The sequence below is a fragment of the Pigmentiphaga litoralis genome (genome assembly GCF_013408655.1).
Classification (GTDB): Bacteria; Pseudomonadota; Gammaproteobacteria; order Burkholderiales; family Burkholderiaceae_B; genus Pigmentiphaga; species Pigmentiphaga litoralis_A.
Genome location: NZ_JACCBP010000001.1, coordinates 13,064 through 39,144 on the forward strand (window position 1 = coordinate 13,064; position 26,081 = coordinate 39,144).

The 26,081-nt window shown below is 66.2% G+C and carries 22 protein-coding genes; 11 read left to right on the top strand and 11 right to left on the bottom strand.

The window, feature by feature from the left end:
• Nucleotides 1-22: 22 nt before the first annotated feature.
• From HD883_RS00075 to fhuF, 5 genes are all read left to right on the top strand, one after another.
• Nucleotides 23-2,239: a TonB-dependent siderophore receptor gene (locus HD883_RS00075; RefSeq protein ID WP_179588415.1), complete on the top strand. Its 2,217-nt coding sequence runs from the start codon at nt 23-25 to the stop codon at nt 2,237-2,239.
• The gene (locus HD883_RS00080; protein ID WP_179588414.1) at nt 2,236-3,966 is read left to right on the top strand and encodes a multidrug ABC transporter permease/ATP-binding protein; all 1,731 of its coding nucleotides are present in this window, start codon (nt 2,236-2,238) and stop codon (nt 3,964-3,966) included. Before HD883_RS00075 ends, HD883_RS00080 begins: the two co-directional genes overlap by 4 nt.
• Nucleotides 3,967-4,095: 129 nt before the next feature.
• A complete protein-coding gene (locus HD883_RS00085; RefSeq protein WP_218863305.1) occupies nt 4,096-6,108 on the top strand; it encodes an iron ABC transporter permease in 2,013 nt (670 codons plus the stop codon).
• A gap of 83 nt (nt 6,109-6,191) precedes the next feature.
• Entirely contained in the window at nt 6,192-7,085 is an 894-nt protein-coding gene (locus HD883_RS00090) for an ABC transporter substrate-binding protein (protein WP_179588413.1), read from the top strand.
• Nucleotides 7,082-7,993: a siderophore-iron reductase FhuF gene (gene fhuF / locus HD883_RS00095; protein ID WP_179588412.1), complete on the top strand. Its 912-nt coding sequence runs from the start codon at nt 7,082-7,084 to the stop codon at nt 7,991-7,993. The genes HD883_RS00090 and fhuF overlap by 4 nt, the downstream gene beginning before the upstream one ends.
• A 36-nt stretch (nt 7,994-8,029) precedes the next feature.
• Here fhuF and HD883_RS00100 read toward each other — a convergent pair whose 3' ends face one another.
• Nucleotides 8,030-8,797 carry an ATP-binding cassette domain-containing protein gene (locus HD883_RS00100; RefSeq protein ID WP_179588411.1) on the bottom strand — a complete coding sequence of 256 codons (768 nt, stop codon included), beginning with the start codon at nt 8,795-8,797 and terminating at the stop codon, nt 8,030-8,032.
• Between the two features lie 123 nt (nt 8,798-8,920).
• Here HD883_RS00100 and pssA point away from each other — a divergent pair, with 123 nt between their 5' ends.
• Nucleotides 8,921-9,682, top strand: a complete 762-nt coding sequence (gene pssA / locus HD883_RS00105) for a CDP-diacylglycerol--serine O-phosphatidyltransferase (RefSeq protein WP_179588410.1) — start codon at nt 8,921-8,923, stop codon at nt 9,680-9,682.
• A gap of 48 nt (nt 9,683-9,730) precedes the next feature.
• Here pssA and HD883_RS00110 read toward each other — a convergent pair whose 3' ends face one another.
• On the bottom strand, nt 9,731-10,612 hold the full coding sequence (locus HD883_RS00110; RefSeq protein WP_179588409.1) for a LysR substrate-binding domain-containing protein: 882 nt from the start codon (nt 10,610-10,612) through the stop codon (nt 9,731-9,733).
• A gap of 120 nt (nt 10,613-10,732) precedes the next feature.
• Between HD883_RS00110 and HD883_RS00115 the strand changes: the two genes are divergently transcribed.
• Together HD883_RS00115 and HD883_RS00120 are read left to right on the top strand one after the other, a co-directional pair.
• Nucleotides 10,733-11,701 carry a Bug family tripartite tricarboxylate transporter substrate binding protein gene (locus tag HD883_RS00115; RefSeq protein WP_179588408.1) on the top strand — a complete coding sequence of 323 codons (969 nt, stop codon included), beginning with the start codon at nt 10,733-10,735 and terminating at the stop codon, nt 11,699-11,701.
• Nucleotides 11,702-11,831: 130 nt separating this feature from the next.
• The gene (locus tag HD883_RS00120; protein ID WP_306455911.1) at nt 11,832-12,596 is read left to right on the top strand and encodes a maleate cis-trans isomerase family protein; all 765 of its coding nucleotides are present in this window, start codon (nt 11,832-11,834) and stop codon (nt 12,594-12,596) included.
• Nucleotides 12,597-12,674: 78 nt separating this feature from the next.
• Here HD883_RS00120 and HD883_RS00125 read toward each other — a convergent pair whose 3' ends face one another.
• The 5 genes from HD883_RS00125 to HD883_RS00145 all read right to left on the bottom strand — a co-directional run bounded on the left by HD883_RS00125 (nt 12,675) and on the right by HD883_RS00145 (nt 18,520).
• Nucleotides 12,675-13,619, bottom strand: coding sequence for an alpha/beta hydrolase (locus HD883_RS00125; protein WP_218863301.1), 945 nt, complete (start codon nt 13,617-13,619; stop codon nt 12,675-12,677).
• A 35-nt stretch (nt 13,620-13,654) separates the two neighbouring features.
• On the bottom strand, nt 13,655-16,111 hold the full coding sequence (locus HD883_RS00130; RefSeq protein WP_179588407.1) for a TonB-dependent siderophore receptor: 2,457 nt from the start codon (nt 16,109-16,111) through the stop codon (nt 13,655-13,657).
• A gap of 259 nt (nt 16,112-16,370) precedes the next feature.
• Nucleotides 16,371-17,348: a FecR domain-containing protein gene (locus tag HD883_RS00135; RefSeq protein WP_179588406.1), complete on the bottom strand. Its 978-nt coding sequence runs from the start codon at nt 17,346-17,348 to the stop codon at nt 16,371-16,373.
• Entirely contained in the window at nt 17,345-17,875 is a 531-nt protein-coding gene (locus tag HD883_RS00140; RefSeq protein ID WP_257021923.1) for a sigma-70 family RNA polymerase sigma factor, read from the bottom strand. Before HD883_RS00140 ends, HD883_RS00135 begins: the two co-directional genes overlap by 4 nt.
• 105 nt (nt 17,876-17,980) lie before the next feature.
• The gene (locus tag HD883_RS00145) at nt 17,981-18,520 is read right to left on the bottom strand and encodes a hypothetical protein (protein WP_179588405.1); all 540 of its coding nucleotides are present in this window, start codon (nt 18,518-18,520) and stop codon (nt 17,981-17,983) included.
• Nucleotides 18,521-18,601: 81 nt separating this feature from the next.
• On the opposite strand from HD883_RS00145, the gene HD883_RS00150 reads away from it, so the two are divergent.
• The 3 genes from HD883_RS00150 (at nt 18,602) to pnp (ending at nt 22,635) form a co-directional block, all read left to right on the top strand.
• Nucleotides 18,602-19,909 (top strand): branched-chain amino acid ABC transporter substrate-binding protein, encoded by a 1,308-nt coding sequence (locus tag HD883_RS00150; RefSeq protein ID WP_179588814.1) that lies wholly within the window; start codon nt 18,602-18,604, stop codon nt 19,907-19,909.
• Between the two features lie 120 nt (nt 19,910-20,029).
• Nucleotides 20,030-20,299, top strand: a complete 270-nt coding sequence (gene rpsO / locus HD883_RS00155; protein WP_179588404.1) for a 30S ribosomal protein S15 — start codon at nt 20,030-20,032, stop codon at nt 20,297-20,299.
• A 203-nt stretch (nt 20,300-20,502) separates the two neighbouring features.
• Complete coding sequence (gene pnp, locus HD883_RS00160) at nt 20,503-22,635, top strand: polyribonucleotide nucleotidyltransferase (RefSeq protein WP_179588403.1); 2,133 nt, start codon at nt 20,503-20,505, stop codon at nt 22,633-22,635.
• A gap of 125 nt (nt 22,636-22,760) precedes the next feature.
• On the opposite strand, the gene HD883_RS00165 is transcribed toward pnp, so the two are convergent.
• The 4 genes from HD883_RS00165 to HD883_RS00180 all read right to left on the bottom strand — a co-directional run bounded on the left by HD883_RS00165 (nt 22,761) and on the right by HD883_RS00180 (nt 26,042).
• A complete protein-coding gene (locus HD883_RS00165; RefSeq protein ID WP_179588402.1) occupies nt 22,761-23,141 on the bottom strand; it encodes a hypothetical protein in 381 nt (126 codons plus the stop codon).
• 287 nt (nt 23,142-23,428) lie between these two features.
• Entirely contained in the window at nt 23,429-23,935 is a 507-nt protein-coding gene (locus HD883_RS00170; RefSeq protein WP_257021925.1) for a gluconokinase, read from the bottom strand.
• Nucleotides 23,932-24,546 (bottom strand): LON peptidase substrate-binding domain-containing protein, encoded by a 615-nt coding sequence (locus HD883_RS00175; protein ID WP_179588401.1) that lies wholly within the window; start codon nt 24,544-24,546, stop codon nt 23,932-23,934. The genes HD883_RS00170 and HD883_RS00175 overlap by 4 nt, the downstream gene beginning before the upstream one ends.
• Before the next feature lie 104 nt (nt 24,547-24,650).
• Complete coding sequence (locus HD883_RS00180) at nt 24,651-26,042, bottom strand: aminotransferase-like domain-containing protein (protein ID WP_257021927.1); 1,392 nt, start codon at nt 26,040-26,042, stop codon at nt 24,651-24,653.
• Nucleotides 26,043-26,081 lie beyond the last annotated feature (39 nt).

The window sequence follows — 26,081 nt, forward strand, 5'->3', positions numbered from 1 at the left end:
CTTTGGCGCCTGGAGGGTACGCATGATCCACCACCGATTTACCGTTGTCGCCGCCTCGCTGGCCGTGGCCTTTCCGCTGACCGGTCTGGCGCAGCAGTCGCCCGCCGAGGCCCCGGCGCGCCTGCCCGCCATTCAGGTCGAGGCGGCCGGATCCGCCTTGGCCGATCCGGTGGATGCCGGGTATGCCGCCACGCGCGTGCGGTCCGCGATGAAATCGAATACGTCGCTGCTGGAGACGCCGCAGGCCGTGAATGTGATCACGCGCACGGAAATGGAACAGCAGGGGTCGGTGTCGGTGGCGCAGGCGCTGCGCTACACGCCGGGCGTGGTGGGGCAGTACGGCGACAACGATGTGCGCTATGACTGGCTGACGGTGCGGGGCTTTACGCCCGCGCGGTATCTGGATGGTCTGGTCCTGCCCTTTGGCGTGCGCGGGTATGCGCAGCCGCGCGTGGAAGTGTTCGGGCTGGAACGCATCGAAGTGTTGAAAGGCCCGTCGTCGGGGCTGTTCGGGCAGACCGCGCCGGGTGGCCTTGTCAACATGGTCAGCAAAAAGCCGTCCGAAGAACGGCTGCGTGAAGTGGATCTGCAATACGGCAGTTTCGACCGCAAGCAGGCCGCCTTTGACTTTGGCGGGCCGGTCGACGAGAACCGCGCCGTGCTGTATCGGCTGACCGGTCTGGTCAAGGACAGTGGCACGCAGTACGACTACGTGAAGGACAACAAGGTGTTCCTGCAGGGCGGGTTGACCTTCAACCTGTCGGATGCGACGCGGCTGAACCTGATGGCGCAGTACCAGAAGATCCGGTCGCCGGGCGGTGGCGGAGCGCCGGTGCTGCCGCGGGTGGGCACCGTCGTTCCAAGCGCGCTGGGCACGATTTCGCGCGGCCGCTTCGTGGGCGATCCGAACTACGACCTGTTCACCAACGAACAGAAGATGCTGGGCTACACGCTGGAACACCAATTGAATGAGCGGGTCGGCTTCAAGCAGACGGCGCGTGTGACGCAGGTCGACACGAACTCGCGGCGGGTGCAGGTGGGCGCGGTGTTTGGCGATACGCAGGCGGCGCGATATGCGTGGTCCTTTCCCGAAAAGGCAACGACGATCCAGATCGACAACCAGTTGAATGCGGACCTGGATTGGGGCGTGACCCGGCATCGGATCACGGCGGGCGTCGACTATTTGCGCGACCGCGCCGATTACACCGAAAGCCAGTTGGGCATTTTCTATCGGCCAGGGACGACGACGCCGGAATTCTTCGATCTCTACAATCCCGTGTATGGCGATCGCGCCGTGGCCGTGCCGCCGGACGCCCTGCGTATTCATCAGACGCGCGAGCAACTGGGGGTCTACCTGCAGGATCAGGTGTCGATCGACAAGTGGCGTCTGACATTGGCGGGGCGCCAGGATTGGACGAATACGGATACCAACACAACGAACATTGCCGCGTCCGGCGCCGCCACGTTCCGCCGTACCGACATCGATGCCAACCGCTTTACCGGCCGCGCCGCGCTGGCCTATGCCATGGACAACGGGGTGTCGCCTTACGTGAGCTATTCGACGTCCTTCCAACCGCTGGCCGGCATCCGGGCGGACGGCACGAACCTGAAGCCTTCGACCGGCAAGCAGGTGGAAGCGGGCGTCAAGTTCCAGCCCGCCAATCGGAATGCGCTGCTGACGGCGGCGGTGTTCGACATCAAGCAGGATGACGTCAGCGCGACCGATCCGGCCAACACCAACTACAGCATCCAGGTCGGTCAGGTCACCTCGCGCGGCATTGAACTCGAGGCCAAGGGCAGCGTGACCAGAGCATTGAACCTGACCCTGGCCTATACCTATATGGACACCGAGATCACACGGGCCAGTTCGACGGCGGCGTCGGCCGGGCGGGCAGGCAATCGCCTGAATTTCGTGCCGCGTCATCAGGCGTCGGTGTGGGCGGACTACACGGTGCAGACCGGGCCGCTGGCCGGGCTCGGCATGGGAGCGGGGGTGCGGTATCGCGGCAGCGTGTTCGGCGACCTGGCCAATTCGCAGGAAGTGGGCGGTGTGACCCTGGTGGACGCGGCGCTACGGTATGACCTGGGCCGGTTGGACGACACCTTGAAAGGCGCGGACCTGAGCGTGAACTTTTCGAACCTCTTCGACAAGAAATACGTGGTGAATTGCCTGGCGGCGACGGCGTGCTACTGGGGTACCGAACGCACCGCGGTTGCGAACCTGCGCTACCGGTGGTGAGCCTGATCACCCGCATCTTCCGGTCATCTCGGTGGCCGGTTCTACTGGTGCTGAGTTTGAGCACGCTCAGCGGCTTGCTGAGCGTGGGCGTCATTGCGTTCGTGAACCGGCAGATGATCCAGCGCACCGATCTGCCCGACACGACCCTGTGGCAGTTTGGTGGCCTGCTGCTTGTGCTGCTGGCGATCACGTCGGGGACGCAGCTGGGGCTGACGGCGCTGGGCCATCGTTTTGTGTATGCGCTGCGGCGCGAGATGGTCAAGCGCCTGCTGGATACCGAGCTGCGAGACGTGGAACGGCTGGGGCAGGGCGCCGTGTTTGCGAGCCTGTCCAGCGACATTCGCAGCGTGACGCTGGCCTTTGTGCACTTGCCCGAACTGATCTACGGCGGTGTGCTGAGCGCCGCGTCGTTTGCCTATCTGGCCTGGCTGTCGCCTTCCATGTTCCTGGCGACCGCGGCGTGGATGGCGTTCACGCTGGGTATCGGTTGGCTGTTGCTGTCGCGGCTGCGGCGTCATCTCGCATTGCTGCGCGAGGCGGAAGACGGACTGTATGGGCAATACCATGCGGTGCTGGATGGCTTCAAGGAACTGGCGCTGAACCGGGATCGCGCGCGGCACGTGTATGACGGCGACTTCGACACCTATGCACGCGGCTATCGCGATCACTTCATCAAGGCGGATCGGTTCCACGGGATTGCGAGCAACTGGGCCAACATCATGGTGCTGGGCACCATCGGGCTGGCGTTTTATCTGGCCAAGGGACTGGGCTGGTCGGACGCGGATACGGCGGCGACCTATGCGTTGACACTGCTGTTCATGCGCACGCCGCTGGTGTCGGCCGTGTCGGCGATTCCGGCGCAGATGGCCGGCGCGGTGGCGCTTGCGAAGGTGGAAGCGCTGGCGCTGGCGCGGTTCAAGGCGGGGTTCGACGGGGAGGCGGTGGCGCCTTCCGTTGCGCATGCATCCTCCACCGCGGCTGTCCGATTGGCCGGACAATGGCAGACGCTGTCATTGCAGGATGTCTGCTTCGCCTATCCCCCAAAGCCGGATGACCCGGGCTTTGCCGTCGGCCCCTTGAACGTCACCTTGCGCCGGGGCGAGACCGTGTTCGTGATCGGCGGCAATGGGAGCGGCAAGTCCAGCCTGGCCAAGTTGCTGGCGGGCCTGTATCCGCCCTCGTCAGGCCAGATTGTGCTCGACGATTCGGTCCGCGCGGCGGATTATCAGGCCGACTACCGGCAGCTGTTTTCGGCCGTGTTCACGGACTTCCATCTGTTTGCCGACCTGCTTGGGCCAGAGGGACGCGGCGCGCGGCAGGACCTGGTGGATGACTGGCTCGACGTGCTGCAGATGCGGCACAAGGTCGCGACGACCGGCGCGCGCATTGGCAATCTGAAGGTGTCGCAGGGGCAGCGCAAGCGCCTGGCGCTGCTGGCCAGCCTGCTGGAAGCACGCGATATTCTTCTGCTCGACGAATGGGCGGCTGACCAGGATCCGCTGTACCGCCGGGTCTTTTATCTGGAACTGTTGCCGCGGCTGAAACGTGCCGGCGTGACGGTGATCGTGGTGACCCATGATGACCGGTACTTTGCGCAGGCCGATCGCCTGTTGAAAATGGATAGCGGGCGCATGACGGAACTGACGGGCGCATCGCGGCAGCGCGCGGGCAAGGATGCCCTGGCCGAAATCGACGGCAGCGGCGAGCCGCTTGGGGAGCCTCGCTGAATGGATGCGGCAGGACGCACGACACGGCCGGGGACGCCCGGTTCGCCGGGCTCCGTGGACTTGCCCGACTCGGGGGCATTGCCGAGTGCATCGCGCGGGGTGAGTGCATCGGCGGCTTCGCTTGCCTCCGTGTCGTCGCGTTCCGCCGCCAAGCGGGCGGCGGGGTGGGGCGTCGTCGGCCTGCTTGCAATGATCGTCTGGTTGGTCGCGCTGCGGCTGGTCGGGGACGCAACGAGCGCCCCGCTGGACGATGCCCTGGAACACCTGGTGCGGGACTGGACCGTCTGGCCCCGGCTGGCTGCCGGCATCCTGGTGGGCGCCAGCCTGGGCGTCGCGGGCGCGCTGATGCAACTGGTCACGCGCAATCCCCTGGTGTCGCCCGATCTGCTTGGCATGACCGCAGGCGCACAACTGGGCTTGATCCTTGGCGCGACCTTGCCTGCCGCGATGGGCCTGCCCTTGATCGTCGCAGGCGGGTTGGCGGCGGCCGGCCTGACCTTTGCGGCCGCGGGCGGCGGCTTTGCGTCGCCGCTGCGGCTGACCCTGGCGGGCGTGGGCATCGCGCAATGTTTGAGCGCGCTCATTGCGCTGTTCCTCAGCCTGAACGACCGTGCCGCCATGGTGGTGTCCTTATGGAACACGGGGTCGCTGACTCAGTTCGGCTGGCAGGCCCTGGCGCCGTCGCTGGTGCTGACGCCGCTGGCCTTGCTGGTCCTGCTGGCGCTGGCGCGGCCGCTCAATCTGGCCCTGCTGGGCGATGCACAGATGCGCGCCTTGGGCCTGTCGCCGCCACGCCTGAAAGTGCTGGTGGTCGGAATCGGCAGTGTACTGACGGCATTGGCATTTCAGCTTGCCGGGCCGCTCGGGTTCATTGGCCTGATCGCACCCAATCTGCTGCGGCTCGGGCTGGGCGTTGCACGCCCGTCGACACTGCTTCCCTTGTGCGCGCTGTGGGGCGCGGCGCTGACGCTGTTTGCCGACAACGTGGCGTCTACACTTGCCCTGTCGGGCGCCTGGGGCAGTGGGGTCACGGTCCCCCTGGGCGTGCTGTCCGCCCTGCTGGGGTCGGCGGCCATCCTGGTCCTGCTGCGTATCGTGCCGGCCGCGCCAGCGACCGCGCTGACCCGGAACGACGGCCGGTCGCTGCGGCAATGGGTGAGCCTGCCGCGCTTTGCTTTCATCATGGGTATGGCGACTCTGCTGCTGATCGGCGTTGGCGTGTTTTATCGCACCGGCAACGATCCGCTTGCGTATGCGCGCGCGCTGGCGGGAGGGGATGCGCAAGCTTGGGCGCTGGCCGATCTGCGGCTGCCGCGTCTGCTGGTCGACGCGATGGCAGGCGCCTGCCTGGCGTTGAGCGGTGTCATCCTGCAGACGGTGACGCGCAATCCGCTGGCCGGTCCGGAAATCCTCGGGGTCAGCCAGAGCGCGGCCCTGGCGGTATTGCTGACGCTGGTCCTGATGCCGGACGTGCTGCCGGCATGGCGCTTCCCGATCGCCTGGGGCGGCGCCGCCCTGGCATTGGCCGGGGTGATCGGACTGAATCTGCGGCATGGCCTGGAACCGCTGCGCCTGACGCTGACCGGCTTTGCACTGGGTGGCGCGGCGCTGGCACTGATCGGCATGGTCATCGCGCAGTTCACGACCAATGTTGCCCAGGCGCTGATCTGGATGGTGGGCAGCAGTTATGGCCGGGATTGGGGCGACGTGACGGCCATGCTGCCCTGGATGGCGGTCGGTTGCTTGGCTGGCCTGTTCGTCTCGCGCGGCATGGATCTGCTGCAGCTGGGAGACGGCGTGGCAGGCAGCCTGGGCATGCCTGTGGCACGGCGGCGGATGCTGCTGGTCGTCATGGCCAGTTTTCTGGTGGCGGTGCCCGTGGCGGTGGTCGGCCCGGTCGGTTTTGTCGGCTTGCTGGTGCCGCACGGGGTGCGTCTGCTCGGGTTCTATCGAAGCCGACAGCGGCTATGGGCGGCGGCGCTGCTGGGCGCGTGTCTGCTGGTGTTGGCGGATCTGCTTGGGCACGCCGTGATGGCGCCAATCGACATACCGCTGGGGATTGCCACGGCCGCGCTCGGGACGCCGTGCTTCCTGTTGTTGTTAAGCCGGACGTATTTCCAGCGCGGCGGGGCGGGGGCGTAATGGGCGACAACAGGATCAATCCGTCGCGGCGTGCGCTTTGTGCGGCGGCATGGCGAACCGGGTGTGCCGCTGCGCTGGGCGGGATGCCCGCTTACGCGTCGAACGCGGCACCGTCCGGCCCCGTGATCGCCCGGCAGTCGGGCAACCTGCCCACCTGCGCGCAGCGTATTGTCAGTCTCGATGACCTCAGCACCGAGATCCTCGTGTCACTGGGCATGGCGCCACGGGCTGCGGCCAATCTGGACAGCTATCGGCGTTATGTCGACCTGCACGCCGACCTGCTGAAAGACAGCCAACCGCTGGGCAGTCCCCAGCAGCCTGATCTGGAAGCCCTGGTGCGACTGCAGCCGGACCTGATCGTCGGGGTGTCCTATCTGCATGCCCCCTTGTTCGACCGACTGCGCCGGATCGCGCCCACCTTGCTGTTCCAGGTGTCGCTGACGCCCGGCTCGCCGGACGGTGTGGACATTGGCGCGGCCATGCTTCAGACCCTGGGCAGGATGACCGGCCGGGAAGACGTCGCCCGGCGCGTGCTGGCCTCATCAGCCGTGGCCGTGCGCCAGGCGCGGGCAGCGATCGCTGGCAAGGGGCTGGCGGGCACGCCGGTCGTTCCGTTCTACCCCTTGTCGCGGGAAGGCACTTTTATCGTGTCGAATGATCAGTCGATGATCGCGGCGTTGATGAACCGGCTGGACGTCACGAATCCCTGGCGCCTGGCATCGGGTCATGCCCTGCATCGACGCATTGGAGTGCGCGATATTGCCAGCCGGACTGATCTGACGGCCTTGTTCGTGGGCGGGCAGGAAGGCGCTCCGTTGTTCAAGACGCCGCTGTGGCAGGCGTTGCCCGTGGCGCTTGCCCGGCGCTTTGCCTTTTTGCCGCATCCCTACTGGACGTTTGGCGGCCCGGAATCGGTCGCGCGGCTGGCGGGGCAGGTCGCCGAGGCGGTGCGTGCGATGCCTGGAGCCGGGCGATGATCGCGGCGCTGGCCCCGCTGTTTACCGGACCGCTGGCGGATTGGCGTGATGCTCTGGTGCTGACGTCCGGCGGCCGCCCCGTCGTGCGCCTGGCCCGGTTGCTGGATGACGACCCCAGCGAACTGGCGCGGTGTATTGCAAGCTTTGGGCGCGACACGCCGGGGGGCGATCCGCGTGCCCTGGCGTCGGAATGGTCCAAGCGCTACTTTGTGCGGCTGTTGCCGCCGGTGCTGGCGGCCACGCTGCTGCTGGACTACCGCTTGCCCCTGCGCGCTGCCGGCATCGATGTGGTGCTGGATGAGGACGGGGCCCCGTTTGCATTCGCGCTGCCTGGGGCCGGCTCCTGTACGATGCCGCCCTCCGGCGGCGCGCTGGCGCGGTTGGCGCCGCTGATCGATGAGCATCTGACGCCGGTGATTGCGGCGCTGTCCGCGTACAGCCGCCTGTCGCCGCGCGTGTTCTGGAGCAACGCCGGCAACTACGTCGAGGCGGTGGTGCGCGTCCTGGCGATCGAGGGCGCCGGATCCGCGCAGGCGACGGCACCGCGCAGCGCCGCGGATGCGTTGGAGGTTGAGAAGCACCGTGGCGCTGCAGACGCGATGACTGTCGCAAAGCACCCAGGCGCGGCGTTTGTGCTTGATGTCGTCAATCAGACCTATCGACCCGACGGCCGGGCCAATCCCTTCTTCAACACGGTGCGGTATCGCGACCGACCGGACGCGCCGCCCAGCCGAGGCCACGATGGCGATGATCTGGTCATGTCGCGCGCGCCTGACCGGCGCTGGCGGCAGCGGCGCGTGTGCTGCGTGCGCTACCTGCTGCCCGACCGCCCGCTGTGCGCCAACTGTCCGCTCCTGTCGGCGCCGCCGTCCGACACCGGGCCGGAACCCACGCCGCCCGCGCGTTGACGCACGTACACCGCACGTACACGACTCCTGCCGGGATCACCGGATATACGTCAGCACGGTTCCATCGTGCGGATGCGCCAGCACGCCCATCGGAACGCCATAGATCGACGCCAGCATGTCGCTGTGCAGCAGGTCGGCCGGCGCGCCTTGCGACAACAGATGTCCGCCGCGCAGTGCCACCAGGTGGTCGCAGTAACGTGCCGCCATGTTGATGTCGTGCAGCACGACCAGCACGCCCAGGCCCAGGTCACGGCTCAATTCGCGCACCCGCGCCAGCACGTCGACCTGATGCGCGATGTCGAGTGCCGACGTGGGTTCGTCCAGCAGCAGGTAGCGGCAATCCTGCGCCAGCAGCATCGCGAGCCAGACGCGCTGGCGTTCGCCGCCCGACAGGCTGTCGACCCAGCGGTCGGCAAAGCGGGACACGTCGGCATGCCGCATGGCCTGCTCGATCAGGTCGATGTCCTGACTGCCGATGCGGCCCAGCGCGCCATGCCATGGGTAGCGGCCATAGCCGACCAGATCGCGCACGGTCAGCCCTTCAACGGCCGGCAGCTGCTGCGGCAGGTAGGCCACGCGGCGGGCGTAATCGCGATCGGTCCAGTCCGCCAGCGGCACGCCTTCCAGCATGGCCGAACCGCCCGTGGCTGTCTGTTGCCGGGCCAGCAGCTTGATCAGCGTCGACTTGCCCGATCCGTTGTGGCCGATCAGGCCCGTCACTTGGCGCGGGGCAATGGTCAGGGTGAGCGGCTGCAGCAGGCAGCGGCCGGCAACGGTGAAGCTCAGGTCGGTCAGGGCGAACATAAGGGTTCCGTGGAAGGAAAAGGCACCGGCGGTGGGCGCGCGAAGGCTCTACTGTACCCAGGTTGATGACACAGCGTTCCGCCTCGATTGGCGGCCCCCGCGCCATCGGTTAACCTTTCGTCCATGAACACACAAGAACCTCGTCACCGCGGCATTTACCTGCTGCCCAATGCATTCACCACGGCGGCTCTGTTCGCCGGTTTCTATGCGATCGTGCAGGCCATGAACGACCAGTTCGAGATGGCCGCGATCGCGATTTTCGTGGCCATGGTGCTCGACGGCATGGATGGCCGGGTGGCCCGGCTGACCAATACGCAGTCGGCGTTTGGCGAACAGTACGATTCGTTGTCGGACATGTGCTCGTTTGGCGTGGCGCCGGCGCTGGTCATGTATGAATGGATCCTGAATCCGCTGGGGCGGTGGGGCTGGCTGGCGGCCTTTGTGTATGTGGCCGGGGCGGCGCTGCGGCTGGCGCGGTTCAACACCAATATCGGCGTGGTCGACAAACGCTTCTTCCAGGGGCTGCCCAGTCCGGCGTCGGCCGCGCTGGTGGCGGGTTTTGTCTGGCTGGCGATCGACAACAAGTTGCCGATCCGCGAGCTGTGGATGCCGTGGGTGGCGTTCGGCCTGACAATCTATGCGGGGGTCAGCATGGTGTCGAACGCGCTGTTCTTCAGCGGCAAGTCGTTTGCGCTGGGCCGCAGCGTGCCGTTCTGGATGATTCTGGTGGTGGTCGCGGCGTTTGTGTTCATTTCCAGCGATCCGCCAATCGTGCTGTTCGGCCTGTTCGTGATCTACGGACTGTCGGGCTATGTGATGTGGGCGTGGCGCTGGCAAAAGGCGCGCAAGCTGCAGCAGCGGCGCCGGCGCAACGGCATGGACTGACGTTGGAAAACGAGGCTTCGGCCTCGTTTTTTTATGGCTGGCGACGGGTCACGCCTCCAGTGGCGCGGCGATCGACGCCAGGAAGGTTTCGCGCGCCTTGGTCGGGCTGTCCTTGCGCACGATGGCGAACACATTGGCTTGCGGCGTGGGATCGGTCAAGGTGCAGGTGACGACACCGGCCTTGAGGCGCTGGCAGGTCGACGCGGGCACCAGGGCCACGCCCAGGCCCGCTTCGACCAGGTTGAGCTGCGCCGGGACTTCGGAGACGGCTTGCGACGCGCGGGGCGTAAAGCCGGCCTTGGCGCAGCAGTCGAAAATATGCTGCGCGAAGGCGGACGTGTCGCGGCGCAGGACCACGAAATGTTCGTCGGCCAGCTCCGCCAGGCGCAGTTGCCGTTTGGCGGCGAGCGGGTGGCCGGCGGGCAGCACGGCCAGGACGGGATCGGGCCACAGCGGCACGCAGTCCAGCAGCGGATCGGTGATGCAGGCGCGGGTAAAGCTCACGTCGATCCGGTGTTCACGCAGCGCATCGATCTGGTCGCTGGGTTTCATTTCATTCAGGATGACGGACACGTCCGGGTGCGTCGTGGCGTAGCGCGCGATCAGGTCGGGCAGGGGTCCCAGGAAGTGCGAGCCCGACAGGCCGACCTCGACCCGGCCCGCCAGCCCCTGGTCGACGGCCCGCACCCGCACGCCGGCATCCTTCAGCCGGGCCAGGACGGCGCGCACGTCGTGCAGGAAGCAGACGCCGGCTTCGGTCAGCTCCACCCGCCGGCTGGTGCGGCGAAACAGGGCGGCGCCCAGCTCGGTTTCCAGCTGCGCGATCTGCATGCTGAGCGGCGGTTGCGAAATGTGCAGGCGGGCGGCGGCACGGGTGAAGTTCAGTTCTTCGGCCAGTACGGAAAAGTAGCGGAGTTGGCGAAGTTCCACGGCAAGGCTCCAGGTATGATCCATACGCGCGCCGTATCGATCTAGACGAAAACGATATTGGCGTATATCGAATATACCGTGAAGAATAGCGTTCACATAACGACAAACTTTGAGACTCTCATGACCCGATTGAAAGCGGCTGCGGCCGTGGCTTTGCTCGCAACACCCCTGATGGCGATGGCAGCGGACGAATTCCCGAGCCGGCCGATCACGCTGATCGTGCCCAACCCGCCGGGTGGCCTGGTCGATACGTCGGCCCGGGTGCTGAGCGAGCCCTTGAGCCGGGTGATCGGCAAGACCGCCGTGGTGGAGAACAAGGACGGCGGCAGCGGCAACATCGCTTACCAGTACGTGGCGCGCGCCAAGCCGGATGGCTACACGCTGCTGATTTCGTATTCGGCCTATCACGTCGGCAATCCGGCGATCACCGCCAAGCTGCCGTGGGATCCGCTCAAGGACTTCGAGCCGGTCGCCTTGTTGACGGTGGCAACCAATGTGGTGACGGTGCCCACCAGCGTGCCGGCCAACAATCTGCAGGAACTGTCGGCCTACTTCAAGCAGGCGCCGGGCAAGTACAACTACGCGTCGCAGGGCATCGGATCGATGTCGCACATTGGTACCGAGATCTTCAAGCAGCAGACCGGCACGCAGATCACGCACGTGCCGTATCGCGGCTCGGGCCCGGCCATCCAGGACGTGCTGGCCGGCAACGTGCAGCTCTTCATCACCACGCCGCCGTCGGTCATGGGGCATGTGCAGACGGGCAAGCTAAAGGCCCTGGCCGTGACCAGCCAGAAGCGTCATCCGATGCTGCCGAACGTGCCGACCAGCGCCGAAGCCGGCCTGCCGGCCTTCCAGCTGGAATCGTGGGTCGCGCTGTTTGCCCCGGCCGGAACGCCCAAACCGGTGATCGCCACGCTGGCCGCCAATGTGCAGAAAGCGCTGGCGACGCCAGAAAGCGTGAAGCGTGCGGAAGGCGCCGGGATCGAAGTGAAGTTTGAAGGTCCGGAAGCGCTGGCGCAGCGCGTGCGCACCGACCTGGCCTACTGGGCCAAGACGGTCAAGGCAGCGGGAATTACGCCGGAGTAAACGATGCCGAGTCAGGCAGCGCAGACGGCGTCATGCCCGATGCCGTTGCCTGGCGAGCAACGCAGGTTTTCCCGATTCGTCGGGCCCTAACCATCAGTACACTGAAGATTATTGATCACTGGAGAAACTCATGGAAAACAACGAATCGCGCGTCTACCGTATCGGTCAGATCGTCCCCAGCTCAAACACCACGATGGAAACGGAAATCCCGGCGATGCTGCTGCGCCGCCAGACCATTCTGCCCGAGCGTTTCACCTTCCATTCGAGCCGCATGCGCATGAAGAAGGTGACCAAGGAAGAACTGGTGCTGATGGACAAGGAATCGGACCGCTGCGCACTTGAACTGTCGGACGCCCGTGTGGACGTGCTGGGCTACGCCTGCCTGGTCGCCATCATGAGCATGGGCCGCGGCTATCACCGTGAATCGCAGGAACGCCTGCACCAGGTCACGGTGGGCAACAACGCCGCCGCGCCCGTGGTGTCGAGCGCCGGCGCGCTGATCGAAGGCCTGCAGGCCATGGGCGCCAAGAAGGTGTCGGTGCTGACCCCGTACATGAAGCCGCTGACCGGCATGGTCGTCGACTACATCGAGCACGAAGGCTTCGAAGTGCAGGACAGCGTGTCGCTGGAAATCTCGGACAACCTGGAAGTCGGCCGTCAGCCGTCGCTGGCCCCGGCCGAGCATGTCAAGCGCCTGGACACCAGCGGCGTTGACGTGGTCGTGCTGTCGGCGTGCGTGCAGATGCCGTCGCTCGATTCGATCCAGATGGTTGAAGACCGTCTGGGCAAGCCGGTGATCTCGGCGGCCGTGGCCACCGTGTATCGCATGCTCAAGGTGCTGAACCTGGAAACGCGCGTGCCGAACTGCGGTTCGCTGCTCTCGGGCAAGTACTGATCGATCTTGCTTGGTGAATGATGAACGGCCCGCAATCTGCGGGCCGTTTGTCATTGGGAGGGACGCTTTCTTGCGAAATCAGCGCGTCCGCGCGGTGAACACATGCCGCATCACGCGGGTGACCGCGGCGATGGGCACGGTGGCATGGGTTTCGTCCGCCAGAGTTTCGTACGACGTTGTCAGCCCGAGCCCCGACAGGGCTTGCAGGCGGCCGTGCAAGGCCTGCGCATCGCGCAGCATCATGGGCGATTCGCGGCCGCCCGCGAACAGCATCAGCGTGGTCTGCGTCAGGTTCACCTGACCGGCGTTCGCGCGCTGCGTGAAGCCGCGTTCTTCGGGCAAAAGGTAGCGGTCCTGCCACCAGATCGACGGGCTGGCCGCGATGTAGTGAGTGAACAGCCACGGCCGTGTGTATAGCGCATGCAGGGTGAACATGCCGCCGAACGAATGGCCGAACAGACTCTGCTGCGTGCGGTCCACCTTGTAGCGGCGCGCGATCTCGGGCTGCAACTGGTGCTCAATGAAGTCGAGCATCTCGTCATGCCCGCCCACTGCGGGTGCATTCGGCGGGCGTTCGCGGCCCTGCGGCGCCGGGGGCGAGTAGTCGTAGGATCGCCCCTTGAAGTCATAGGGCTGCTCGGTCGGGTAACCGATCGCAACCACCATGGCCTTGTCGAACTCGAAACGCTGCAGGCGCAGGGTGTCGCTGAATGCGCCAAACACTGAATTGCCGTCCAGCACATACAGCACCTGGTAGCCATTGGCCGGCGCCGGGTCCTTGGCTTCGGTGATCATGATGCGGTAATCGCGGCCCTTGGCGCTTTGCATGGCCAGATGGCGAGTGCCGGGCAGCGCGACGGGCGGGGCCGCGTCGGGGACCTGCACGGGCTCGGCGGCCATGGATATGGCGGGTCCGATCAGCGCGGCCAGCAGCGCCAGCCGCCGTGTCAACGTCGTGAGCCGTCTCGCAAAACCGCCGTGTTTCAGCGGCGGGGTCCGGGCAGGCAGGGTCGATATCAACATGTGTCCTTTGTTGGGCTTTCCATTCGGCGTTCCATTCACCAGCGATACCGCAAGGATGCAATCACGGTGCGCCGCTGTCCGCGATAGCAGAAGCCGGCATTGCACACCTCCATTTCCTTGTCGAACAGGTTCTGCACATTCACCGCGCCGCGCCAGCCTTTCATGCTGGCGTCGAGGCGGGCCAGATCGTAATACACGGCCAGGTCCACCAGGGTCGCGCTGGGGTTGCTGGACGCGTTGACCTTGTCGGTCTTGTTGGCGCCGATGAAGCGCACGCCCGCGCCCAGGCCCAGCCCGGCCAGTGGCGTGCTGCGCATCACCGTGTCCGCCCACAGCGATGCCGTGTGGCGTGGCGTGACGGGCAATTCCTTGCCGATCTCTGCGGGATCGGTGGACCGGGTGACTTCGGTCTGGTTATAGGTGTAGGACGCCGTCAGGTTCACGTCGCGGGCCAGGCTGGCCTTGCCCTGCAATTCGAGCCCGCGCGAGCGGACCTGTCCGGTCAACTCGGAAAACGCCGTGCCCGGAATGCTGCGCACGGCGTTCTGTTCGGTCAGGTCGAACAGCGACGCGGTCAGGAAGGCATCTTCGTTCCTGGGCTGAAACTTGACGCCCACTTCAAACTGGCGCGCCTTGGTCGGATCGAGCGGCGACCCGCTTACCGACAGCGACGTGTTTGGCTGGAACGACGTGGCGTAACTGGCGTAGGGTGACACGCCATTGTCGAAGGCGTACAGCACGCCGGCCTGCGTCGTGATGGCATGACTGCGTTTGTCGGTCGTGACGGCAGCCGTGCCCAGGTTGCGCGCTTCGTGCTCGACCCCGTCGCGCCGCACGCCCACATTGAAGCGCCAGCGATTCCACGACATCTGGTCCGCCGCGTACACGCCCAACTGATCGACAAACGTGCCCGTGCGGGGCGCCAGCGCGGGGGTCGGCGCATTCACATTCCCGTAGACCGGGTTATCCAGATTCAAGACCGGATAGTCCGCCGCGTTGCCGACGCCCAGGCCGAAGGTCGACGCGACCTTCTGGTAATCGATGCCGAACAGCAGGCGGTGATCGACTGGCCCGGTGCGGGCCTTGGCATGGAACTGGTTGTCGATCACAAAGGTATCGACCTTGTTTTCGATGGCGTAGGCGGTGCGCCGGAGCAGCCGGGTGCCGGGCACCAGCCCCGCGCCGCTCAGGTAGCGCGCGTGCACGTTGATCACGCCATACCGGGCCTTTTGCGTGAACGACACGCTGTCGTTGAAGGTATGGTCCAGGCGATAGCCCAGCTGGTATTGCTCCTGTTTCTGGTAGTCATAGCCGTAGTCGCTGACCCGGTTGCGGGACGCGCGGCCGTTCTCCTGGTAGACGCCGACACTGCTGTCAGTTTCGTCTTTCAACGCATGGGCAAGCACAGTGACTTTGGTCTTGTCGCTTGCCTGCCAGGTCAGCGATGGCGCCAGGTAGTAGCGGTTGTTGGCGGCCTTGGCATCGGTATCGGCATCGCGAGCGATGCCGGTCACGCGCCACAGTACCTTGCCCTCGGCGTCCAGCGCGCCGCCAAAGTCGCCGCCGACCTGCTTGCGGTCATGGTTGCCTGCCTGCACCTCCAGTTCGCGCAGGGGCGTGGCGGCCGGCTGTTTGCTGATGCGATCGATCAGGCCGCCCGGTGTGCTTTGCCCATACAGCACGGACGCCGGTCCCTTCACCACATCGATGCGTTCCAGACCGTAGGGCTCGGACTTGAAGTAGGCATAGGACCCTTGCCCCTGGCGCAAGCCATCGCGATAGTCGCCATAGGTGTTGACCGGAAAACCGCGAATGCTGATCTGGTCGAAGCGGGGATCGTAGCCATAGGCGCCCGTGACCACGCCGGCGGTGTAGCGGACGGCTTCGGGCAGGCTTTGCGCGCCACGCACATCGAGCTCGTCGCGGGTGATCACGGCGATCGCGCGCGGCGTCTCGTTGATGGGGGTGCCCGTCTTGGTAGCGGATTCGGCCTGCCGGGCCACGAAGCCGCGAGGTGCGATGTCGCTGCCCAGGGCGGGGGCCGACACCGCGATGGTGCCCAGGGTCGTCGCCGCGGCGCCAGCGCCGGCAGGGCCTGCCGGGGTGGCCGTGCGGGCGGTCAGGGCATAGCCGCCCCGGCCGTCGGGCACCGCGGCCAGGCCCGCATTGGCAAGCAGCACGGCAAAGCCCTGGCCGACGGTATAGGTGCCCCGCAGCGCAGGCGCCGTCTTGCCCGCGACCACGGCAGGGTCGAAGGACAGCAGCACACCCGTGCTGCGGGCATACCGGTTGAGCGCCGGCCCGAGGTCGCCGGCGGGGATGTCCAGCGGATAGGTGGCGTCTTGCGCATGGGCGGTTGGCGCGGCAAGGGATGCCAGCACCACGACGGCGAATGCAACCGGCGAGACCGGCGCGACCGTGCCCACCAGCGCCAGCGGCAGCGACAGGGCAGGGCCGGCCCGCAACAAACGGCGTGCCGACGACCAAGGCATGCGCGGCTGCCGGGGTGTCCCGGGCACCGCGCGAGACGCCAACGCGTGCGGGACCGTGGGTGGAAGGAGCGGTGCAGGGGCGGCCGCGAGGCGGCGTGGGGTGGGGCGAGTCATGGGCGTCCTGGGTTCGTGAAGCGGATGCCTGGATACCGGACGAGATCGCCAAACACGCAAAGGAAGGTGTAACGGCGGCGCGCGTCGGGCGTCGTTCGCTCCGGAAGACCGTTACCCGGTCGCGACGTGTCCGCCGTCCCAGCCTTCACGCCGCCGTCACCGTGACCCAATACCGGGTGCGCCGATGGACCGCCACGGGCAGCACCCGGGCAATCGCGTCGAGCGCATGATCGGTGTTCACGACGGGATACACGCCCGAAATGCGCTGGCCGGCAATATCGTCCGCGCAATGAACCAGGCCGGCGCGGTATCGCGACAGTTCCGCCACCAGGTCCCCGAGCCGCATGGCCTGCGCGACGATGACGCCGTCGGTCCAGGCGCCGTCGCTGTCGGTCAGGGGTTCCAGCGGCCCGATCCGGCTGGCCGTGAAACAGGCCACGCTGCCTGCCTGCACCCGTCCGCCCGCGCCCTCGGCACAAGCAATCCGGACCTGGCCGTCGTAGACCGTGACGCGCGTGCCGGCCGGTGTTCGCCTGACGGAAAACCGGCCTTCCGTGGAACTGACGATACCTGCCGGATCGCGCACCTGTAGCGGCTGCGGTCGGCCGCGGTCGCCTACGCGCAGCAGGATTTCGCCGCGCAGCAGGTCGATGGCGCGGTGGCTGGCGTCCAGCCGCACCGCGATCGCCGTGTTGGTGTTGAGCGTGACGCGGCTGGCGTCGTCCAGCGTCACCTGCGCCTGTTCGCCAACGGCCGTGTGGTAATCGGCGACCAGATCCTGCCAGGGCAGCCACCGGTAGCCGGACCAGGTGGCGCCCGCGCCGGTCGCGGTGCCGCCCGCCAGCAACAGCGATTTGAGGACGGCCCGCCGCCCGGTGCGGGCGCGGTCCGCGTCGGCGCGCGCCAGGGTGCTGCGCAGCGCGCGAGGCGGCATGACGGTGAGCAGGGCGCCGATGTGCTGGAGCCGGTCCCAGGCCCGTGCATGCGCGGGATCGGCATCGCGCCAGCGTGCAAAGGAGTCGAAGTCGGTGGGGGACGCGGCGCCCGATTGCAGGCGCACCTTCCAGGCGATGGCGGTGTCCCGCAGGCGGTCGACCCGGCGGCCGCCGTGGCTGTCGCTCATGCCGCGTCGTAGCAGAGCCGCCACGCCGTCGTCATGTAGTGCTGCACGGTCCGGACCGATATCCCCATCTGGTCCGCGATATCGGCATAGGCCAACCCGTCCAGCTGCGCCATCAGGAACACCTGCCGCACCTTGGCGGGCAGGCGCCGCAGCAACCGGTCCACGGCCACCAGCGTTTCCAGCACCAGCGCCCGGGCTTCCGGGGACGGCGCCTGCGCAGGCGGCATGGCTTCCAGCGCCGCCACGTAGGCCCGCGCCAGCGCGGCGCGCCGGAAGTGGTCGATCAGCAGTCCCTTGGCAATGGTAGTCAGGAGTGCCTTGGCCTCGTCCACATACAGCGCGTCCCGCTTTTCGATGATGCGCACGAAGGTGTCCTGCGCAATCTCGTCGGCATCCTGGCGCGAGCGCAGGCGCGCGTGCAGCCACCCGCACAACCAGGCGTGATGGTGGCGGTAGAGCGTGGTGATCTGGTCGTGTCCAAGGGCGTGCGCGCCGGCCATGGTCTCCTCCATGAGAATGCGTATCATTCTATGTCAGTTCGGACCCTGGGCGCACCGTCTCCACAAACAACAAGGCCGCACCTTGCGGCGCGGCCTTGTCTGTCCATCACGTCAGTTGAGGACGCTTCCTGCCTACCGGCCGAAGCCTTCGCGGGGGTCGGCCAGCGGGTCGGGGCCCGGGTGGAAACGCGTCACCACGCCGTCGCTGTCGCGCACGTACACGTACATCAGCGAATTCCAGACGCCATCCTGACGGAAGCGGTAACCCCACACTGCCTGATCGGCAGGGAAGGCCACGCGGCGGATCTCGGCGGGCGGGCCGAATTCGAAAAGCATCCGATCGCGGTTCCACTTGCCTTCTTCCAGCCCGTTATTGATCATCTCGAAGCGGGTGCTGGTCAGCGCCTGCACGGTCGACACGGCCACATGATTGGTGTCGTAGTCGGTGATCCAGGTGTACTGGCCCATGGGTTGCGACGTGTAGATGAGCCGCGTGCCGCCGTTCGGCAATGGCAACTCGGCCACCGGCTTGCCCAGGCGCGCCATGGTGGCAGCCTGGGTTTCGCCGGGCTGGATGGTGGCCGGACTTGCACAGGCGCCCAGCAGCGCGGCCAGCGCGGCGGCGGCCAGCACCCGCGGAACGCCGCGGCGCATACCTTGACTGATACCCATACAATCCCCTTTTTTGATTTGGTGGAGAAGCGTGTGACCTCTAGTCGCAGCTTCGGGTTCCTGTCCCGGATTGTAAGTGTGATGACGGTGGTGGCGGCGGTCGCGCCGGTCGGTGCGTCGGCCGCGGCGGCGTCGTCGGGTGCCCCAGCGGCGTCCCCTGCGGCGTCCCCAGCGTCGGCTTCAGTGGCTGCTCCGCGGCTGCCGCCGGTCCGGCTGGCCGTGATCGAAGCCATGTCCGGCCCCTTCGCCAACACGGGCGACGCGATCATGCGCAACCTGCGGTTCGCGGTGGACCGCATCAATGCCCGCGGCGGCGTCGCGCTGCCAGACGGCAGGCACCCGCTGGAACTGGTCAGTTTCGACAGCAAGAATCAGGTGGATGAAGCGCTGCTGTTGCTGCGCGCGGCCAGCGACCAGGGCATGTCCATCATCCTGCAGGGCAACAGCTCGGCCGTGGCGGCAGGCCTGCTTGAAGGCATCAACCGGCATAACCAGCGCAATCCCGCCAAGCGCATGGTGTTCCTGAACTATTCGGCCGTCGACCCCGCGTTGACCAACGAAAAGTGCAGCCCCTGGCATTTCCGGTTCGACGCCAATTCCGACATGCGGATGGCCGCGCTGACTGAAGTCATGAAACGCGACCAGAGCGTGCGCAAGGTCTACCTGATCAACCAGGACTACAGCTTTGGCCAGCAGGTGGCACAGGCGGCGCGCAGCGCGCTGGCCAGCAAGCGGCCCGACGTGCAGATCGTGGCGGACGAGTTCCATGCCATCGGCAAGGTCAAGGATTTTGCGCCGTACGCCGCCAAGATCGTGGCAAGCGGCGCCGACACCGTCATCACCGGCAACTGGGGCAATGACCTGACGCTGCTGATCAAGGCGGCGCGCGAAGCCGGCGTCAACGCCAACTTCTATACCTTCTATGCGAATGCATTGGGTGCGCCGGCGGCGATTGGCGACGCCGGGGTGGGCAAGGTCCGCGCGGTGGCCGAATGGCACTACAACGCGGGCGAACCGGGCATGGACGCGGCGTATGCCGCCTATCGCAAGCAGTTTCCGCGGCCGGCCGACGACTATCTGAACGCCCGCATGCTGCACATGGTGGACATGCTGGCCGCGGCGCTGGAAAAGGGCGGGTCGACCGATGCGGTCACGATCGCGCGTCAGCTGTCGGGCATGCGCTGGACGCAGGAAGGGGCCGATCTGTGGATGCGCCCGGCCGACCACCAGGCGATCAAGCCGCTTTATGTGTTCACCATGCAGAAGCAGGGCGTCGGGACGGCGCGGCTGGATGTGGAAGGCAGCGGCTACGGGTTCGAGACGGCCCTGAAGGTAAGCGCGCAGGACCTGACGTTGCCCACGCGCTGCGTGATGCCGACATTGCCCTGATTGGGGTATACTCTCGGGCTGCCTCGAACCTTTCGGGGCGGATCTGCATCAGATACACCATCGCAATCAAACATTCACGGCGAGGCGCCTCGGCTTCGCCGCCTGTCTGGAGAGGAAATCATGTCCGTCGCTGACATCAATAAAGCTACCATCGTTACCGAATTCCAACGTGCTCAAGGCGACACCGGTTCGCCAGAAGTGCAAGTTGCGCTCTTGACCGCTCGTATCAACGAACTTACCGGTCACTTCAAAGCCCACACCAAAGACCATCACTCGCGCCGCGGCCTGCTGCGCATGGTGAGCCGTCGCCGCAAGCTGCTCGACTACCTGAAGAGCCGCAACGCCGATGCATACCGCGGTCTGATCGAGAAACTCGGTCTGCGCAAGTGATTGTCGGGGGGCACGGAAGGTTGTCCCGCGCTGCGGTGGTTTCCCGCCCGGCGTTGGTCGGCTTTTCCGTGAGTTTCCAGTCTGGCGCGGTGCGCCGGACTGGCACCAAAACTACTCCCTCCTGAATTGGAGAGTGCCTGTGTCAGGAACACCTGTCACAGGCATTTTCATTTCCGGAGGGGCAACCGTAAAGGATGCCTGTCATGTTCAATAAAGTCACAAAAACATTCCAGTATGGCCAGCATACCGTCACCCTCGAAACCGGCGAACTCGCTCGCCAGGCGTCGGGTGCCGTCGTCGTGTCCATCGAAGACACCGTGGTGCTCGCCACGGTCGTCGGCTCCAAGCGCATCAAGCCGGGCCAGGATTTCTTCCCGCTGACCGTCGACTACATCGAAAAGACCTACGCTGCCGGCCGTATTCCGGGTGGGTTCTTCAAGCGCGAAGGCAAGCCGTCCGAAAAGGAAACGCTGACCTCGCGCCTGATCGATCGTCCGCTGCGCCCGCTGTTCCCCGAAGGCTTCTACAACGACGTGCATGTGGTGATCCACACGCTGTCGGTCAATCCCGAGATCGATCCCGACATCGCCGCGATGATCGGCGCATCGGCCGCCATGGCCATCTCCGGTCTGCCGTTCGCCGGCCCGATCGGTGGCGCGCGCGTGGGCTGGATCAATGACCAGTACGTGCTGAATCCTACCGCCAGCCAGCTCAAGACCTCGGCCCTCGACCTGGTGGTCGCCGGCACGCGCGACGCCGTGCTGATGGTGGAATCCGAAGCCCAGCAGCTGTCCGAAGAAGTCATGCTCGGCGGCGTGGTGTTCGGCCACGAACAGATGCAGGTCGTGATCAGCACGATCGACGAACTGGTCCGCGAGGCTGGCAAGCCCGAGTGGGACTGGCAGCCGCCGGCCCGCAACGAGCCGCTGATCGCCGCCGTCCGGAACGCCGGCTACGCCGCGCTGGAAGCCGCCTACCAGACCCGCGACAAGCAGGCTCGCACCACCAAGCTGCGTGACGTGTCGTCGCAGGTCAAGGCCGCGCTGGCCGAACAGGCTTCGTCGGGCGCCATCGCCGAGTACAGCTCGGTCGACGTCGACAACATCCTGTTCGAATTCGAATCGCAGATCGTTCGCAGCCAGATCCTGAACGGCGAACCGCGTATCGACGGCCGCGACACGCGCACCGTTCGTCCGATCAGCGTCCGCCTGGGTGTGCTGCCGCGCGCCCACGGCAGCGCGCTGTTCACCCGCGGTGAAACCCAGGCGCTGGTGATCGCCACGCTGGGCACCAAGCAGGACGAGCAGATCATCGACGCCCTGATGGGCGAGTACCGCGACCGCTTCATGCTGCACTACAACATGCCTCCGTTCGCCACCGGCGAAACCGGTCGCATCGGCGTGCCGAAGCGTCGTGAAGTCGGTCACGGCAAGCTGGCCAAGCGCGCGCTGACGCCGCTGCTGCCCGCGCCGCAGGACTTCCAGTACACCATCCGCGTCGTGTCGGAAATCACCGAATCCAACGGTTCGTCGTCGATGGCATCGGTCTGCGGCGGTTCGCTGGCCATGATGGACGCCGGCGTGCCGGTCAAGGATCACGTGGCCGGCGTGGCCATGGGCCTGATCAAGGACGGCGGCAAGTTTGCCGTGCTGACCGACATCCTCGGCGACGAAGATCACCTGGGCGACATGGACTTCAAGGTGGCCGGTACCGCCAATGGCGTGACCGCACTGCAGATGGACATCAAGATCCAGGGCATCACCAAGGAAATCATGCAGGTCGCACTGGCGCAAGCCCGTGAAGGCCGCCTGCACATCCTGGAAAAGATGCGCGACGCCATCGATTCGTCGCGCGGCGAGCTGTCGGCCTTTGCGCCGCGCATGCTGTCGATGAAGATCAATCCGGAAAAAATCCGCGACGTGATCGGCAAGGGTGGCGCCACCATCCGTGCACTGACCGAAGAAACCGGCACGCAGATCGACATCTCGGATGACGGCACCATCGTCATCTCGAGCGTGGATCTGGACCGCGCCAAGGAAGCCCAGCGCCGCATCGCCGACCTGACGGCCGACGTGGAAGTGGGCCAGGTCTACGACGGCAGCGTGCTGCGTCTGCTGGACTTCGGCGCGATCGTCCAGGTGCTGCCAGGCCGTGACGGTCTGCTGCACATCTCGGAAATCGCGAACCACCGCATCGCCAACATCAACGACGTCCTGAAGGTGGGCCAGCAGGTCCGCGTGAAGGTCATCGAAGCTGACGACAAGGGCCGTCTGCGCCTGTCGATCAAGGCGATCGCCGTGGCGGCCGAAGCTGCCGAGCCCGCGCCCCAGCAGTAAGGGGCGGGCCGGGTCACCACGGTGGCCCGGCAGCGTCCGATCCGTCGGGCGCGGCAAAAAAGAAGCGGGGACTGTGTCGAACAGTCCCCGCTTTTTTTCGTCCGCCCTTCGTGATGACGTGGGCGCTACCCCATGGCCGACACCGACGGCATGTCGTCATTGCGAACCACCGTCACGTTCCAGAAGACGTCGACCACGTACTGCGCCTTGAGGGGCAACGTGGGCGGCGGGGCGTCCAGCCATTCGACCACCAGCAGGGCGGTGGTGCCGTCTTCGACCAGCCGGCAGCGCAGGCCTTCGGCGCCGAGCATGGCGCAGGCGAAGTCGGCCTGATCGGCGCCGGCGACGAAGCCGAACGTGGCATTGCACAGCGATGCATGGGCGCGCATGCGCAGGCAGTTGCGCAGGCGTTCCAGACCTTGTTCTCGTCCGCGGTACCAGGGAGGGCGTGCGGGCGCCTTGCGGTTGCGGCTCAACAGCGCAAGTTCATCAACGAGTTTGGTCATGGCTCCTCTCGGTCACACGGCTCACAACTTGCGGCCCGCCTGGACAGCACGCAAGCAACGGCGACGCGTCTGTCTGAAGACGCGCTCTATCATCCCTGTGATAAGGCGGTCTTACAGCTTAGAAGATCACCCATTCAGGCACTTTGCCCGACGTCTCAAAATGTGTGCCCAGTGTCTCAAATCACACTATTTTTTCAGCGACTCGTCAGTGTGCCTTGGTTCGGGGAACGCTACACGAACGTTACGTCGCACCGTTGTCGGGCGTGGACGCGCGGTCAGCGCGCGTCTTACGCGCGATTGAGCCAGGTGCTCACTTGATCGACCAGGGTTTCGACGGGAAGCATGGCGTCGACCGTCAACACACCGTCTTCATTGGCCGGCGCTTCCAGTGTGGCGAACTGGCTGGCGACCAGGGCAGGCGCAAAAAAGTGGCCATGGCGCTGGCTGACCCGGGCCAGCGAATCGTCTTGCGTCAACGACAGGAAGACGAAGCGCAGGCCCGGATGGGCGCTGCGCAATTGTTCACGATAGGCACGGCGCAGGGCAGAGCAGGGCAGGAACAGCTGCCGATGTTCCGCATGGGCGTCTGCCAGCAATTCGGACAGGCGGTGCAGCCATTCGGCGCGGTCACTGTCGGTCAGGGGTTCGCCGGCGCGCATCTTGGCAATGCTGGCGTCGGAATGGAAATCGTCGCCGTCGACAAAGTCCCAGCCCAGGGCCTCGGCGCAAGCTTTGCCCACAGTGGACTTGCCGCAGCCTGACACGCCCATGACCACCACGGCCGTACCGCTCATGACAGCAGACCGCGCTCGTTCATGAAGTCCTGCACCTGCTGCAGGCGAACCAGGGGATCGGGTTCCAGCAGCATCGCCTGGCTTTCCGGCACGGGCAGGGGCAGCAGTTCGCACCAGCGGTTGGCCACCCAGCCGGCTTCGTCCAGCCGGTACGGGGTGCCGATGGGCATCTGGCTGACCGGCACGCCGCGGTGCTGCATGTCGGCGATCAGCTTGCCCAGGGCATTGACCGTGGGCATCAGCGAACCGGGAAGGGTGGTGATGATTTCCTCGGCCTCGATCAGTTCGGCTTCGCCCATCCACAGGCCGAACTTGCCCTGCTCGGTGGATGTCAGCCGGAAACGCTGGGTGCCTGAACAGCGCAGCTGCATCAGCCCGGCCATGGGCGCCGCCCATTCGTCGATGCGCGCCAGCGTGCCGGCCGATGCCAGCACTTCGCCGCTTTCGGGCGTGCGGACTTCGCGGCCGCTCAGCAGCGGCACCACGCCAAAGGGGGTTTCGTTGGCGATGCTTTTCTTGATCATGTCGAGGTAGCGCACCTCGAAGATCTGCAGGTGCATCACCCCATCGGGAAACAGGGGGTTGCCTAGGGGGAAAAGGGGAATGTGCATGGGACGTCTCGTCGAAACCGGTGCGGTCTGGGCTGACAGCTACTGTAGACCATGGGCCGGGGGGCGTGCCCGACGGGACATAACTCGTAGCAGCAAAGTGAAGGTCACGCCTGCATCGCGCGCGCCAGCACCTCGGTCACGCGCGGATCGCCTGCCTGCGCCGCATTGAATCGCAAGAAGCCGCCAGCCCGCAGCGACAGGCTGAAGGCATTGCCGGGCGCCAGCACCACGCCGTCGGCCAGGCAGGCCCGGGCCAGGGTGGCTGCATCGTTGCCATCGGGCAGGGCGCACCACAGGAACATGCCTGCCTGCGGCACCAGCCACGGGGTGATGCCGATCGCTTCCAGCCGCGACAAGGTGGTGCTGCGCGCCTGGGCCAGGCGGCGGCGCACCGATTCCATGTGCTTGCGATAGCCGCTGTCTGTCAGCGCGGTGTACAGCACGTCGGCGGCCAGCCGCCCGCCGCCAAAGCTGGTGGCCAGCTTCAGGTCGGCCAGGCTGTCGATCCAGTCGCCCCGGGCCGCGATGTAGCCGCAGCGCAAGGACGCCGAGATGGTCTTGGAAAAACTGCCGATCTGGATCACCCGGGTCAGGCCGTCGTAGGCCGCCAGCCGGGGCGCGGCGGTCTCCTCGAAGTCCGCGAAGATGTCGTCTTCGACGATCACCAGGTCGGACGCGTCGGCCAGCTTGAGCAGCCGGTGTGCGGTGACGGGTGACAGGGTGGCGCCGGTCGGGTTGTGGATGCCTGCGTTGGTGATGTAGAGCCGGGGCGAATGCGCCTGCAGCGCGGCCGCGAATGCCTCCAGGTCCGGCCCGGTCGGGGTGTACGGCACGCCAACTGCCGTGACGCGATGCGCTTTCAGCAGCGCATGAAAGTTGAAATAACACGGGTCGTCCACCAGCACCGTGTCGCCGGGCTGCAGCAGGAACCGGCAGATCAGGTCGACGGCTTGCGTGCCGGATTCGGCCAGCATGACCTGGCTGGCCGGCACGTCGATCCCTTGCTGCGCCAGGCGCCGGGCCAGCAATTGCCGCAGGGCCGGGTGGCCCAGGGGCGTGGCGTAATCCGCCAAGGTGGCTACGTCGGCGCGGGCCGCGGCGCGCAGCGCCTTGCGCATGCCGGCTTCGTACATCCATGAGGCCGGCAACCAGCCGCAGCCCGGTTTCAACACGTCGGGATCGGCTTCGAGCGACTGCCGCGACACCCAGAGCGGGTCGACGTCGCGATCGCGTGGCGGACCGAGTTGCGCAAGGGCAAGCGGCGCGACGGGACCGGCCACATAGAAGCCGGATCCCGGGCGGGCGCTGATGCTGCCGTCCGCGACCAGACGGTCATACGCTTCGACCACGGTGGACACCGAGACGCCCATGGACTGGGCCTGCGCCCTGACGGACGGCAGCCGGCTCCCGGGCAGGCAGGCGCGCGAGCTGATTCGCGCACGGATGGCGGCCATGACGGTGTCGATGCGGGTTGCAGCGGAAGGTGGGGTGGGCATGGGCGGATGGACAAGGGCAGGGAGGAGGGCGGGCGGCGG